We start from the raw sequence: 13,654 nt of genomic DNA, 5'->3' as shown, positions 1-13,654 counted from the left end.
TGGATGTCGCGGCAGCGCGGCTCAGCTTCGCGGATGCCGCGGGCGGGTGGCCGCGGCGGACCTTCGCGACGTGCGGCCGCGCGGAGTCGTCGCGGTGACGGAGCGGATTTCTCCCCAGCAGCTCGCCGCCGCGCTCGGGTTGCCGACGCCGACCGACGAACAGGCTGCCGTCATCGCGGCCGAACCCGGGCCGACGCTGGTGGTGGCGGGTGCGGGGGCGGGCAAGACCGAGACCATGGCGGCTCGCGTGGTGTGGATGGTCGCCAATGGATTGGTCGAGCCGGAGCAGGTGCTGGGGCTCACCTTCACGCGAAAAGCCGCCCAGCAGTTGACGACTCGTATCCGCACCCGGCTCGCCCGGCTGGCCGGGGCGCCGATCGTGCGGGACATCGACCCGACCGGTCACCTGCGCGCGCTGCTCACCGGTTCGGAACCTGAGATCAGCACCTACCACTCCTACGCCGGCCGGCTGCTCACCGAGTACGGTCTGCTGCTGCCCGTCGAACCCACCGCGACGCTGCTCACCCAGACCCAGCTCTGGCAGCTGGCCTATCGCGTCGTTTCGACCTGGGACGGTGACCTCGATACCGATCGCAGTCCGGTGTCGGTGACCGAAGCCGTGCTGGCGCTGTCGGGTCAGCTCGCCGAACATCTCGTCGAACCGCACCAATTGACCAGCGCCCACCGCGAACTCGACCGGCTGGTCCACACGCTGCCGGCCGGACCCCGGCAGAAGGGCGGCCCCAAGAAGGCACTGCTGGATCTGCTCGAGGTCCAGAACGAACGCGTCACCCTGCTGCCCTTGGTGCAGCGCCTCGCCGACGAACTCCGCCGCCGCGGCGCACTGGACTTCGGCGCGCAGATGTCCCTGTCCGCCCGGCTCGCCTCTATCCACCCGGAAGTCGGTGCGGCCGAACGCACCCGCTTCCGCCTGGTTCTGCTCGACGAATACCAGGACACCGGCCACGCACAGCGCGTATTGCTCTCCTCCCTGTTCGGAGCGACCGGTGGTGGTTCCACCCCTGCCGGTTCGGCCGGACAGCCGCTGGCGGTGACCGCGGTCGGCGACCCGATGCAGTCGATCTACGGCTGGCGCGGGGCGTCCGCGGCGAATCTGCCGCGCTTCGCCACCGATTTCCCGGTATCGCCCGGGGTGCCCGCCCCGATCCTGCCCCTGCTGACCAGCTGGCGGAACCCGCCGGAAGCTCTCGATCTGGCGAACCTGGTGGCGGATCCCTTGCGGCGCAAGGCGATCGAGAGCGGCGGGGTGACGGTCGACGCCCTGCGCCCGCGCCCGGACGCGACACCCGGCGTGGTGGCACTGGCGCTCGCGGAAACCGTTGCCCAGGAACGGGATTGGGTGGCGGAACGGATCGCGGCCGAATGGGAGGCGGCGGCCGACGCCGGCGAGCCCGCGCCGACCTCGGCGGTGCTGGTGCGCCGCAATGCGGATGCCGCGCCTTTGGCGGAAGCCTTGCGGGAGCACGGATTACCGGTGGAGATCGTCGGTCTGGGCGGACTCCTGCACACCCCCGAGGTAGCGGATATCGTCGCCACCCTGCGCTTGATCGCCGATCCGGCGGCGGGCAGCGCGGCGGTGCGCATTCTCACCGGAGCCCGGTGGCGGATCGGCGTAGCGGATATCGCGGCCCTGTCGCGGCGCGCCCGGGAGCTCTCCATCCGGCGGCCGGGCGGACCAGCGCAGGAGATCAGCGACACCGCGGCGCTGGACGAGGCCCTGCGCGAGGTCGCACCCGAACCGTCCGAGCGGGCCGGGCTGGGCGACGCCATCGCCGATCCCGGTGCGGTGGACCAGTATTCGTCCGAGGGCTACGCGCGCATCGTGGCCCTCGGCCAGGAACTCACCGCCCTGCGCGAGCGCAGCGGCCAGCCCCTGTCCGAACTGGTCGCCGATGTGGAACGCACCATCGGCGTCGGCGTCGAAACCCAGGCCCGCCGCGCCCACGCCGCCGCCGGCCGCGAACACCTGGACGCCTTCGCCGACGTCGTCGCCGGTTACGCCGCCGACCACCGCTCCTCCCTCACCGGCCTGCTCGACTTCTTCACCGCCGCCGAGGAAGTCGAAGGCGGCCTGGAACCCGGCGAGGTCGAGGTGGCCCACGACCGCGTCCAGGTCCTGACCGTGCACGCCGCCAAGGGCCTGGAATGGGAGGTGGTCGCCGTCCCGCACGTGGTCGAGGGCACCTTCCCCTCCGGCACCGGCACCACCACCTGGATGGGCGCGCTCGCCGAACTCCCCACCGGCCTGCGCGGCGACCGCCAGCAGGACGACGGCGCGGGCGAAGGCGTCCCCGTCCTCGACCTGTCCGGCATCTACGACCGCGCCGACCTCGAACACGCCCTCGACGAACACAAGAAGGCCTTGGCCCGCCGCCGCATAGACGAGGAACGCCGCCTCTTCTACGTCGCCCTCACCCGCACCGAACGCGTCCTGCTGGTCTCCGCCCACCACTGGGCCGAAACCGGCTCGAAACCCAAGGGCCCCTCCGACTTCCTCCTCGACCTGAAACAGGCCACCGAAACCCCCGGCACCGACCTGGCCCGCGCCGTCCGCATCGACCGCTGGGACGACCCGCCCCTCCCCGACACCACCAACCCCTTCACCGACAACCCGCCCACCGCCGAATGGCCCCGCGACCCCTTGGGCGCGCGCCGCGAATTCGTGGAAGAGGGCGCGGAATTGGTCAAACGCGCCCTCGCCGCCCTCCGCGAGGCCGCCCGCCCGCAACAAGCCGAATTCGACTTCGGCCCGGCACTTCGGTTGCCTGACGAGGACGAGGGCGAGGCAGCGGAGTTCGACCCGGCCACTGCCGACGATCCGGAAGGCTGGGGGACCGACGTCGATGCCCTGATCGCCGAGCATCTCGCCGCGGAACAGGCGGTGCGCGAGGTGGAGCTGCCCGGACAGCTGGCCGCCACCTCGCTGGTGGATCTGCGCTCCGATCCCGCGAAACTCGCTGCGCGCCTGCGCCGTCCGCTGCCGTATCCGCCGAGCCCGTTCACCCGCCGCGGCACCGCCTTCCACGCCTGGCTGCAGCGCTGGTTCGGGGCCGGCCGGCTGCTGGCGTTCGACGAATTGCCCGGCGCCGCCGACGGCTCCGACCGGGACGCCGAGCTGATGCGGTTGCAGGAGGCGTTCCTGGCCTCGCAGTGGGCCGATCGCAATCCGGTCGAGGTCGAGGTGTCGTTCGAAACCACACTGGCGGGCACCGTGATTCGCGGGCGCATGGATGCGGTGTTTCCGCGCCCGGACGGCGGCTGGACCGTGGTCGACTGGAAGACCGGCGCGGAACCGAATGCGGCCGAAGCGGATTCGGTGGCGGTACAGCTCGCCGTGTACCGCCTGGCGTGGGCACGGTTGGAGGCGGCGCGCACCGGGCTGCCCGAGGCGGCGCTGCTGGACCGGGTCGACGCGGCCTTCCATTACGTCCGCACCGGCCGCACCATCGCCCCCGAATATCTGCCCGGCCCGGCCGAACTCGAACACCTCATCCGCACCAACGCCCCCGAGCGGGAGGAGCCGGCGCCGAGTGCGGATCCGGTGCGCCGCGATGCCCCGTCCCCGGAATCCCCGGAATCCCGTGCCCTCGACGTGGATTCCCTGCGCGCCCACCCCGGCCTGCCGGACTGGGCCCCGCCCGACGACTTCGAACCCCCGCCCGATCCGGAATCCCTGCCACCCGACCCGATCCGATAGCCGCGACGCGCGCCGGTCGAGGCCGCGATTTCGGGCGCGGCCCGGTACGCTCCGGTCCTGTGCCGCACCTAGACGTCCCCGAAATGGCCGGTGATTCCCGTGTTCGGTGATTCGTCGCGTGGTATCGGCAGGCTCACCGACCGCCCGGACCACGCCCTGGTGGGCGTGCTGCGGGTGCCGACCGAACAGATCAGTCCGTGGATCTCGCTGGCGCGGCGGCTCGGCCTGGCGCTGTTGCTGCTGGCCATCGCGACCGTCGTGGTCTACATCGGCCGCTCCGGCTACCACGACAACGCGCGCGAAGAGATGTCGATGCTGGACGCCGCGTACTACGCGACGGTATCGCTGTCGACCACCGGCTACGGCGACATCACACCGGTCACGCCGGAAGCGCGATTGGTCAATATCCTCGTGGTGACGCCACTGCGCATCTTCTTCCTCATCGTGTTGGTCGGCACCACCCTGTCGGTGCTGACCGAACGATCCCGGCAGGCGTTCAAGATTCAGCGATGGAGGCACACCGTGCGCAATCACACCGTGGTCGTCGGCTACGGCACCAAGGGCCGGACCGCGATCGACGCCATGCTGGGCGACGGCGTGAAGCCCGCCGACATCGTGGTGGTCGACACCGATGCGCAGGTGCTGGAGACCGCCGCGAACGCCGGACTGGTCACCGTGCACGGCTCCGCCACCAGATCCGATGTGCTGCGCCTGGCCGGCGTGCAGCAGGCCGCCGCGGTCGTGGTCGCCGCCAATCGCGACGACACCGCGGTGCTGGTCACCCTGACCGCCCGCGAGATCAATTCCAAGGCCCGTATCTCCGCCGCGGTCCGCGAGGCCGAGAACACCCATCTGCTGCGCCAGTCCGGCGCGGATTCGGTGGTGGTGTCCTCCGAGACCGCGGGCCGCCTGCTCGGCATCTCCACCACCACCCCCACCGTCGTGGAGATGATCGAGGACCTGCTCACTCCCGAAGCCGGTTTCGCCATCTCCGAGCGGGACGTGGAACCCGAGGAGATCGGCGGCTCGCCCCGCCACCTGCGCGACATCGTGATGGGCGTGGTCCGCGCGGGCGAGCTCATCCGGGTCGGCGATCCCGAGGTGGACGCGCTCGAGACCGGCGACAAACTGCTGTATCTGCGCCGCGTCCACTAACTGAGGCCGCTCGTTCGACGCCGCGCCACCCCGCCCGGCTAGTCTCGAACCGTGTCTTCGTTCGAGTTGAATGCCGTTCCGGTGCTTTCCCGTTCCGCCCTCGACCGAGCGGAGGATCTCCGCTCGGATGAGCAGGCCCTGAAAGAGGGCTGGGCGCAAGCGAAATTGCTACGCATGAACAAGCGCGGCCAAGTGCGCGTGATCGACGGCACCGTGGTGCTGGACGCCGCCGTGTCGCTGGCCGCCGAACCGGCCCCCGAGGCGGTGTTCCTGGGCGTCGACGACGGCCTGCACCTGTGGGCGGTGCGCGACAACGAGATCGACGGCGAGCTGACCGATCTGCGCGCCTTCGGGACCACCCTGGAGCTCGACGATTTCGGCACCGGGCTGCTGTCCACCGCCATCGCGCTGCTGAACTGGCACGACAAGGCGCGCTTCAGCGCCGTCGACGGTTCCGCCACCCGGGTCACCAATGGCGGCTGGTCGCGCACCAACGAGGCCGGGTACGAGGAATTCCCGCGCATCGACCCGGCCGTCATCTGCCTCATCCACGATGGTGGCGACCGCGTACTGCTGGCGCGTCAGCACACCTGGCCGGAGGGGTTGTTCTCGCTGCTGGCCGGTTTCGTGGAGGCGGGGGAGTCCCTGGAGCGCTGTGTGGAGCGCGAGATCAAGGAAGAGGTCGGCGTCGATGTGCGCGCGGTCCGCTACCTGGGCAGCCAGCCGTGGCCGTTCCCGCGTTCGCTCATGCTGGGTTTCGCCGCGGAAGCCGATCCGGACCAGCCGTTGAACTTCCACGACGGGGAGATCGCCGAGGCGCACTGGTACACGCGCGCCGAGGTGCGCGAGGCCCTGGAAGCGGGCGCGTGGGGCACCAAGGCCGATGTCCGCCTGCTGCTGCCGGGTTCGATCTCGATCGCCCGGACCATCGTCGAATCCTGGGCCGCCGCAAGCTGATTCGGATTCGCCGCCGGCGGTGGCGACAAGGGCAAGCCGCACGCCTCGGGCGTGCGGCTCGGTAATTCAGAGGTTCGGGGCGTGGCCCCTGAGCGCTGGGCCCCTCAGCTGATCGCTGCGAGCGCCTCTTTGACCTGCACCAGCGTGGGGTTGGTGGCCGTGGAACCGTCCCGGTACTTCACCGTCGGAACCACATGGTTGCCGTTGTTGACGCTGCCGACGAACTCGGCGGCTTCGGGATGGTCTTCGATATCGATCACCTCGTAGGTGATCCCGGCCTCGTCCAGCTGCTTCTTCAGCCGGCGGCAGTAGCCGCACCAGGTGGTCGAGTACATGGTCAGGTCGGTAGCAGTCACGGATTGTGCAACATACTTCCCTCCGATCATGTTCCCCGGCCGGGGTTGACCGGATAATAGTATGCGCGCATACTAAATCCATGACGATCATCGCCGAGGCCACCGCCACTTCGACCGCCGCGCCCGAGACCTTCTTCGCCATCTGGGGCGATATGGCGTCCTGGCCGGAGTGGAATCAGGACACCGAATGGGTGAAACTCGACGGCCCCTTCGTGCAGGGCGCGACCGGCACCCTCAAGCCCAAGGGCGGTCCGAAGGTCGGGTTCGTGGTGGAGAAACTCACCGACACCGAATTCGTGGACGTGTCCAAGCTGCTCGGGGCGCGCCTGGTCTTCGCCCACGAGGTGACCACCGGCGAGGTCACCACCGTCACCGTCCGGGTCAGCATGGAAGGCCCGCTGCGCTGGTTCTGGAACAAGATCATGGGCGCGGATCTGGCCGAGTCCGTCGCCCCCGATCTGGCCGCGCTGATCAAGGTCGCCGAGGGTGTCCGGGCGTGAGCCCGGCCCGCGCTATGGTCGGGCGGTGACGGCGCACGATGGAAATCAGGGACTGCACACCGATTTCGAGAACGCCGACGAGAGTCCCGGGCTGTTGCTGTGGCAGGTGACCAATCGCTGGCAGGCCGCCCAGCGCGCGGCGCTCGCGCCGTTCGATCTCACCCATGTGCAATTCGTGCTGCTCGCCTCCCTGACCTGGCACACCGGGCGGTCCGGCGGGGAGCCGGTGATGCAGCGCGATCTGGCCGGGCACGCGGCCACCGATCCGATGATGACCTCGCAGGTGCTGCGGGCGCTGGAACAGAAGGGGTTGATCGAGCGGCGCGATCACCCCACCGATCGGCGGGCGAAATCGCTGGTGCCCACGGAAACCGGTGCGGCGCTGGTCAATCGCGCGATCACGGCCGTCGAAGCCTGCGATCGCGAGTTCTTCGCACCCCTGGGAGCCGCTATTCCGCGGTTCACCACGGACCTCCGGCGCTTGCGCGACCGCGACTGAGCCGGCGAACCCGACTGAGCCGACGAACGCGCGTGAGCCGGTGACGGTCGAGCCGGCGCTCGGGCTCAGGCCACGCGTCTCAGGCGGGCGCACCGCTGTTCGGCCGCCGCCGGTCCGAGCGGCCCCATTTACCCGCGGCCCAGGTCTCCCAGAGCAGCGGCCAGACCACGAGTGCCGCGACACCGCAGACCAGGGGGAGCGCGGTGAGGTGGGCGCCGATCGCACCCAATCCGAGCGCCAGGATCGCGCACGGGATCGGCCAGGCCAGCGTCCAGCGCCAGCCCACCCCGCTGCGCAGCGCGCTCACCGCCGCGATCACGAAATAGGCTGCCGCGCCGCCGCACAACGACCAGGCGATACCGGTGGTCAGATGTCCCTCGGCGTGTTCGATGGCCAACCCCAGCCCGGCCGCCAGCGTCGCGAGCGCACCGGTGATGGCGCAGTGGGTGAGCATGATCCGCTGCCACGGCACCGCACCCGGCACCACCTGCTCGGTCATCAGGCGCGGGATGAACCCGTACAGCAATGTCAGCGCCCACAACCCCGCCAGGATCACGAACGCGGCGAACCCGAGACCCAGCACGGTCGCATTCCACCGCACCCCGCCCACCGCGCCGATCACCGCGATCACGCCCTCGCCCAGCACGATGATCACGTACAGCCCGAGGCGTTCGCCCAGATGCGCCGGATCGGCATGCAGCGCTTGGAATTCCGGCACCCGCCCCGCGTCGAACCGCGGCGACTTGCGCAGCTTGGCCAGCCGCCGTTCGAAATGCTCCCGCGCGCCCGCCAGCATCCGCTCACCGCTGATCGCGAACATGATCCACAGATCCAGCCCCAGCCCGATCACCCACAACCAGTACTTGCCCGGCTCGCCCACCCACAACGACGCGATCCACGGCAGCACCCCCACCGTGAACTGCACGGTCGGCCAATCCACCACGAACCGCCCGCGCCCGAACGCCTGCGCCGACCCGATCCGCACGATCACATACACGGCCGCGAACGTCGTCGCATGCCGCTCCGGAATCCCCGCCACCGCCGCCGCCATCAACCCGAACCCCAGCATGGCCGCCAGCATCAACCCCACCCGAGCCTGCCCCCGGCTGATGTTCCCGTACAGCGTGATACACGCCCACACCATCCAAAACGCCAGATAAAGCACCACATACAACCCGAAGTCCCCCAACCCCGGCCCCTTGTGCAGCAGATGCGTCAACTGCCCGATCCCCGCCACCGCGACCAGATCGAAGAACAACTCGATCCAACTCGCATGCCGCTCATGGGTCGCGCCACCCTCGGCCCGTGTCTCGTTCACCACGACCGCACGCTAACCCGCCCGCCACCCGTTCGCCGGTTGGCAACACCGACCCACCGTCCCGAAATCCCACCCACCCCTCGGCCCCGCACGCCTCAGGCCCTCGAACCCCTCACCCGCACCTTCCCGCCAGCCTGGCGTGCGTGTCCTTCGTCAGCTTGGTGTGTGGCGGCCCGTCGGCTTGGCGTGCGTGTCTTGTGTCGGCTCGGCCTGCGGTCTCTATATCAGTCCGGCATGCGTGCCTTCCGTCGGCCGGTGTGCGCTTCCCCTTGTCATCCCGGCGTGCTTTTGGCCGGGGACTCACCGCCGCTCTCCGATTCGGGTCCGCGACATGCCGATATGACACCGGGACCGGCCGGGCGTGGCGCGGGGGCGGGGTGGGATCGGGGGCGCCCTGTCGGACCCGGCTGTCATGATGGTGCGCGTGACTGCCGCGACGACCTCCACGCTTCGGCTCGACGAGCTCGATGCCGAGCAGGCTGCGGCGGTGCGTGCGCCGCGTGGGCCGGTGTGTGTGCTGGCGGGGGCGGGGACGGGGAAGACGCGGACCATTACGCATCGGATCGCGCATCTGGTGTCGGCGGGGCATGTGCGAGCCGATCAGGTGTTGTCGGTGACGTTCACGGCGCGGGCGGCGGGGGAGCTGCGGAATCGGCTGCGGGCGCTGGGGCTGGCCGGTGAGGCGGGGCAGGTGCAGGCGCGCACCTTTCACGCGGCGGCGCTGCGGCAGTTGAAGTACTTCTGGCCGCAGGTGGTGGGGGATGTGCCGTGGCGGTTGATCGACAGCAAGTTTCCGATCGTGGCGCAGGCGGCGCGCGGGGCGGGGCTGTCCACCGACACCGACAGCCTGCGGGACCTGACCAGTGAAATCGAATGGGCCAAGGGCTCGCTCATCGCGCCGGAGGATTACGCCTCGGCGGTGGCGCGGCTGCATCGGGACGCGCCCTACGACGCGGCCAAGGTCGCGGCCGTCTACTCGGGGTACGAATCCTTGAAGACCACACCCGACGGTCTGCTGCTCGACTTCGACGATCTGCTGCTGCACACCGCCGCGGCGCTCGAGGACTTCACCTCGGTCGCCGAGGAGTTCCGCGGGCGCTACCGGTGTTTCGTCGTGGACGAGTACCAGGACGTCACGCCGCTCCAGCAGCGGGTGCTCGACGCCTGGCTCGGCGAGCGCGACGATCTGACCGTCGTCGGCGACGCCAACCAGACCATCTACTCCTTCACGGGCGCGAGTCCGGCCTACCTGCTGGACTTCTCACGCCGCTTCCCCGAGGCGACCGTGGTCCGGCTGGAACGCGACTACCGCTCCACACCGCAGGTCGTCTCGCTGGCCAACCGCGTGATCGGGGCCGCCCGCGGCCGTATCGCGGGCACCAGGCTGCAATTGATCGGCCAGCGCGCCGACGGCCCGGAACCGGCCTTCGCCGAATACGACGACGAACCCGCCGAAGCCGCCGCGGTCGCCAAGGCCATCGGGAAACTGCTCGAAAAGGGTGTTCCCGCAGCCGAGATCGCGGTGCTCTACCGCATCAACGCGCAATCCGAGGTGTACGAGCAGGCGCTCACCGAAGCCGGCATCGCCTACCAGGTGCGCGGCGGCGAAGGGTTCTTCAACCGCGGCGAGGTGCGGCAGGCGGTCCAGGAACTCCGCAAGACCGCCGCCCGCGACGACCTGCCCGATGCCCGCGGCGCGAACCTGGTCACCTTAGTCCGCGCGGCCCTGGCCAAACTCGGCCTCACCAAGGAAGAACCCGTCGGCGTACAGGCGCGCGAGCGCTGGAACTCACTGGTCGCCCTGGTGGAACTGACCGAGGAACTGGCCGAACAGGATTCGGACCTGGACCTGACCGGCCTGCTGCGCGAACTCGCCGCCCGCGCCGAATCCCGGCACCCACCGACCGTGCAGGGCGTCACCCTGGCCTCCCTGCACGCCGCCAAGGGCCTGGAGTGGGATGCCGTGTTCCTGGTCGGCCTGGCCGACGGCACCATGCCCATCCAGCACGTACTCGGCCCGGACGCAACGGTTTCCGACGAGGCCGCCCTCGAAGAGGAACGCCGCCTGCTCTACGTCGGCGTCACCCGCGCCCGCGAACACCTCCACCTGTCCTGGGCGCTGGCGCGTTCGGCCGGCGGCCGCAAGATCCGCCGCCGCTCCCGCTTCCTCATCGGCCTGGTCCCCGACGACTCGCCCGCCTCCCGCATCGCCTCCCACACCACCGAACGACGCGGCCCCAAAAAGGTGCTCCCCGGCTGCCGCATCTGCGGCCGCCCCCTGCTCACCACCGCCGCCACCATGCTCGGCCGCTGCTCCCGCTGCCCCTCCGACGTCGACCAGGAACTGCTCGGCGCCCTCCAGGACTGGCGCAAGGACAAAGCCGACGAACTGTCCCTCCCGCATTTCGTCGTCTTCAGCGACACCACCCTGACCGCCATCGCCGAACAACGCCCCACCGACGACCGCGCCCTGGTCGCCATCCCCGGCATCGGCGCGAAGAAACTGCAAACCTACGGCGCCGACGTACTCGCCATCGTCAAATCCCGCCTCCGCGATTCGTCCTAGGTCGCACGACAGCGTGGGGGCATACAGCACTCGTGCGCAAGACCATAAAACCGCTGGTCAAAAATAGGTTGTGCGCATCCGTATGACTACCTAGAGTCGTTCACATGCACCGGGGTACTCCCGGCGCGCACAGACACCATCGGCATTGAGTAGAGGAAGGAGGCAGAACGATGAACAGCACCGTGAACTTCGGGTTGAACGGCGCTCGCGTCTGCGATGTCAATTCGACGTCCGTCATGTCCGTCGTTTCCGCCTCCCGGCGCATCCTCGCGGCCAGCGATAGCCGCATTCAGGGGATTCGTCTGTCCAGCCTCGGCGGCGATCTTGGTCTTCAGGTCTTTGCAAGCAAAGTCCAAGGGGACAAGCAGATCGTTATGAAGCAGGACAAGCCCATGGGTGGCTGGCAGCCGTCGTTCGCATATGCGAGCACCGGCGCCGACGTAGCAGAAGCCGGAGCCTTCGAGCCGGCCCATCTGCTGGCAGCCCGCCCCCGTACCCACTCAGCGACCGTGATCAAGAGTCGACACCGAAGTCGACTCAGGTAGGGATAACCTCCCGGACCTTTTGGCCACGGATCGCCTCGAAGCGAAACCGTGGCCATAGTTTTATCGGCACCTCAGCCACCGGCACCGGTTTCGCGGAAGACAAGACAGCTGTCCTCCACAAGACAAAGACCGCTGCACGAGCTGAAGGAGCACGACGTGTCCAACACGGTTACCCGTGACCGCGTGACATGCCGCAACACCGTGGCCCCCACTACCCGCGTTCGCCGGGGAGTCACCATGACCCTGCCTTGCCGAGTCGGCAACCCGGACCTGTGGTTCGCCGAGGCCCCCGCCCAGCTGGAAGAGGCGAAGGCGCTGTGCGCCAGCTGCCCGATCCAGAAGGGCTGCCTGTCCGCCGCGCTGGATCGTGCCGAGCCTTGGGGTGTTTGGGGCGGTGAGATCTTCGACCAGGGTGTCGTGATCGCCCGCAAGCGCCCGCGTGGTCGCCCGCGCAAGGTCGCGGTGGCATGAGCCGCCCCGCATCGGGGGGCATAGCACGCATACGACCCGCTTACCACTCGGTAAGCGGGTCGTTTTGCGTAACAAGGGGTTTGAACAACTCTCGTAGCTCTCAGGGGCTTCGCCCCCGAACCCCCTGGTGTTCAGCGACTTTCAGCTGGCCGTGCGGTATTCCTTGTAGCCAGGGACCCAGTCTTCCATGAGTTTCATAAAAGGGACTTCGGCGTCGAGTTGGGCGCAGATGCCTACGGAACCGCCGAGGACGCGGAAGATCATGATGTGCTCGGCCGGGAGTTGCAGGGCGCGAGCGGTTTTCATCATGTCGGAGTTGGAGATGTCGGTGGCTTTGCCTGCGACGCGCTGCATCCACTTGCGGGTGAAGTGGAAGGTCTGGTCCTTGATGGGATCGGTGAAGGGGCGCAGGTAGTTCTGAATTTCCTCGTGCGTCACCGTTTTGCCCGGAATGACCCAGCCGTTGGCGTACATGAGCTCGACCAGTTCGTCGTAGCGCTGCTCGACTTCCAGGGCCACCATCTGACCGAGAATGGGCGGGAAACCATTCGGCAGTGGGGCGCAGGCGCCGTAGTCGATGACCGCGAGGCGGCCGTCCGCGAGGACCATGAAATTACCGGGATGCGGGTCGGCGTGCAGCAGCCCCGCGATCGCCGGTGAGCTGAAATGGAATTCACCCATCAGCGTGGCGACCCGATTGCGGAGTTCCACGGTGCCCGCGGGATCCTCCTGGCCCTGTTTGATGACCGAGGCCACCGAGCCGACGCTGTCCAGCCATTCGGTGACGATCACCTTGGGCGCGCTCGCCACCACCTTCGGCACCAGGAACCGCGGATGCCCGTCGAAAGCCTTGGCGAACTGGCGCTGATGCCCGGCCTCGATGCGGTAGTCGAGTTCCTCCTCGGTGCGCTCGCTGATCTCCGCGAGCACCGGCTTCACATCCTGGCCCGGAATCACCGAGCTGATCACCGAGGCCATGCGGTTCAAGGTCTTCAGATCCGCGCGCAGAGCTTCGTCCGCGCCCGGGTACTGCACCTTCACCGCGACGATGCGCCCGTCGGACCACTCTGCCTTGTGCACCTGGCCGATACTCGCCGACGCGGTCGGCTCATCGTCGAAATGCCGGAATCGTTGCCGCCAGCCGGTTCCCAGCTGCTGGTCGAGCTGCCGGTGCACCGCGGCGGCGGGCATGGGCGGTGCGGCGGCCTGCAGTTTGGTCAGCGCCTCGCGATAGTGCTCGCCGAACTCCTCCGGTACGGCGGCTTCCATCACCGACAGCGCCTGGCCGAATTTCATGGCCCCGCCTTTGAGCTCACCGAGCACCGCGAACAGCTGTTCGGCGGCCTTCTGGTTGAGTTCGGCGTTGATTTCTTTTTTGTCGCCCCCGGCCAGCTTGCGACCGAATCCCACGGCCGCTCGTCCGGCGATGCCGAGCGGAATCTTGGCCAACTTGGCATTGCGGGAGGAGCGCCGGCTCACAATCTCTGACACGTCCCCATCATGCCGATGTCTCAGACGGAGTGCCATGGGAATTGGGCGTTCTCGCGGGTCATGGACGCCAGTGGTATC

11 protein-coding genes are annotated in these 13,654 nt (G+C 68.8%); 8 read left to right on the top strand and 3 right to left on the bottom strand.

Annotation, left to right across the window (positions count from 1 at the left end):
* The first annotated feature begins 94 nt into the window (after positions 1-94).
* The 3 genes from NY1_RS21420 to nudC all read left to right on the top strand — a co-directional run bounded on the left by NY1_RS21420 (position 95) and on the right by nudC (position 5,830).
* On the top strand, positions 95-3,718 hold the full coding sequence (locus NY1_RS21420; protein ID WP_084535199.1) for an ATP-dependent helicase: 3,624 nt from the start codon (positions 95-97) through the stop codon (positions 3,716-3,718).
* Between the two features lie 99 nt (positions 3,719-3,817).
* A complete protein-coding gene (locus NY1_RS21415; protein ID WP_439956029.1) occupies positions 3,818-4,873 on the top strand; it encodes a potassium channel family protein in 1,056 nt (351 codons plus the stop codon).
* A 51-nt stretch (positions 4,874-4,924) separates the two neighbouring features.
* On the top strand, positions 4,925-5,830 hold the full coding sequence (gene nudC / locus NY1_RS21410; RefSeq protein ID WP_067716143.1) for an NAD(+) diphosphatase: 906 nt from the start codon (positions 4,925-4,927) through the stop codon (positions 5,828-5,830).
* 104 nt (positions 5,831-5,934) lie between these two features.
* On the opposite strand, the gene NY1_RS21405 is transcribed toward nudC, so the two are convergent.
* Positions 5,935-6,186 carry a mycoredoxin gene (locus tag NY1_RS21405; protein ID WP_269821640.1) on the bottom strand — a complete coding sequence of 84 codons (252 nt, stop codon included), beginning with the start codon at positions 6,184-6,186 and terminating at the stop codon, positions 5,935-5,937.
* Positions 6,187-6,266: 80 nt separating this feature from the next.
* Here NY1_RS21405 and NY1_RS21400 point away from each other — a divergent pair, with 80 nt between their 5' ends.
* A complete protein-coding gene (locus tag NY1_RS21400; protein ID WP_067716137.1) occupies positions 6,267-6,686 on the top strand; it encodes an SRPBCC family protein in 420 nt (139 codons plus the stop codon).
* Between the two features lie 25 nt (positions 6,687-6,711).
* Entirely contained in the window at positions 6,712-7,185 is a 474-nt protein-coding gene (locus tag NY1_RS21395) for a MarR family winged helix-turn-helix transcriptional regulator (RefSeq protein ID WP_067716308.1), read from the top strand.
* A 79-nt stretch (positions 7,186-7,264) separates the two neighbouring features.
* Here the strand turns inward: NY1_RS21395 and NY1_RS21390 are convergent, their stop codons facing one another.
* On the bottom strand, positions 7,265-8,506 hold the full coding sequence (locus NY1_RS21390; RefSeq protein ID WP_067716135.1) for a low temperature requirement protein A: 1,242 nt from the start codon (positions 8,504-8,506) through the stop codon (positions 7,265-7,267).
* 412 nt (positions 8,507-8,918) lie between these two features.
* Between NY1_RS21390 and NY1_RS21385 the strand changes: the two genes are divergently transcribed.
* From NY1_RS21385 to NY1_RS21375, 3 genes are all read left to right on the top strand, one after another.
* Positions 8,919-11,069 (top strand): ATP-dependent DNA helicase UvrD2, encoded by a 2,151-nt coding sequence (locus tag NY1_RS21385; protein ID WP_233434422.1) that lies wholly within the window; start codon positions 8,919-8,921, stop codon positions 11,067-11,069.
* A 170-nt stretch (positions 11,070-11,239) separates the two neighbouring features.
* On the top strand, positions 11,240-11,614 hold the full coding sequence (locus NY1_RS21380) for a hypothetical protein (RefSeq protein WP_067716130.1): 375 nt from the start codon (positions 11,240-11,242) through the stop codon (positions 11,612-11,614).
* A 237-nt stretch (positions 11,615-11,851) separates the two neighbouring features.
* Positions 11,852-12,085 carry a WhiB family transcriptional regulator gene (locus tag NY1_RS21375; protein ID WP_084535181.1) on the top strand — a complete coding sequence of 78 codons (234 nt, stop codon included), beginning with the start codon at positions 11,852-11,854 and terminating at the stop codon, positions 12,083-12,085.
* A 141-nt stretch (positions 12,086-12,226) separates the two neighbouring features.
* Here NY1_RS21375 and NY1_RS21370 read toward each other — a convergent pair whose 3' ends face one another.
* Positions 12,227-13,612 (bottom strand): ABC1 kinase family protein, encoded by a 1,386-nt coding sequence (locus NY1_RS21370; RefSeq protein ID WP_067716125.1) that lies wholly within the window; start codon positions 13,610-13,612, stop codon positions 12,227-12,229.
* Positions 13,613-13,654 lie beyond the last annotated feature (42 nt).

The organism is Nocardia yamanashiensis NBRC 100130, assembly GCF_001613325.1.
GTDB lineage: Bacteria > Actinomycetota > Actinomycetes > Mycobacteriales > Mycobacteriaceae > Nocardia > Nocardia yamanashiensis.
This window is presented reverse-complemented; position numbering and strand designations above follow the sequence as displayed.

What these genes read in the sequence shown, in the direction of transcription:
- NY1_RS21370 (WP_067716125.1), bottom strand. Translation starts at nt 13,612, where the DNA reads ATGGCACTCCGTCTGAGACATCGGCATGATGGGGACGTGTCAGAGATT.
- NY1_RS21380 (WP_067716130.1), top strand. Translation starts at nt 11,240, where the DNA reads ATGAACAGCACCGTGAACTTCGGGTTGAACGGCGCTCGCGTCTGCGAT.
- NY1_RS21375 (WP_084535181.1), top strand. Translation starts at nt 11,852, where the DNA reads ATGACCCTGCCTTGCCGAGTCGGCAACCCGGACCTGTGGTTCGCCGAG.
- NY1_RS21385 (WP_233434422.1), top strand. Translation starts at nt 8,919, where the DNA reads ATGGTGCGCGTGACTGCCGCGACGACCTCCACGCTTCGGCTCGACGAG.
- NY1_RS21400 (WP_067716137.1), top strand. Translation starts at nt 6,267, where the DNA reads ATGACGATCATCGCCGAGGCCACCGCCACTTCGACCGCCGCGCCCGAG.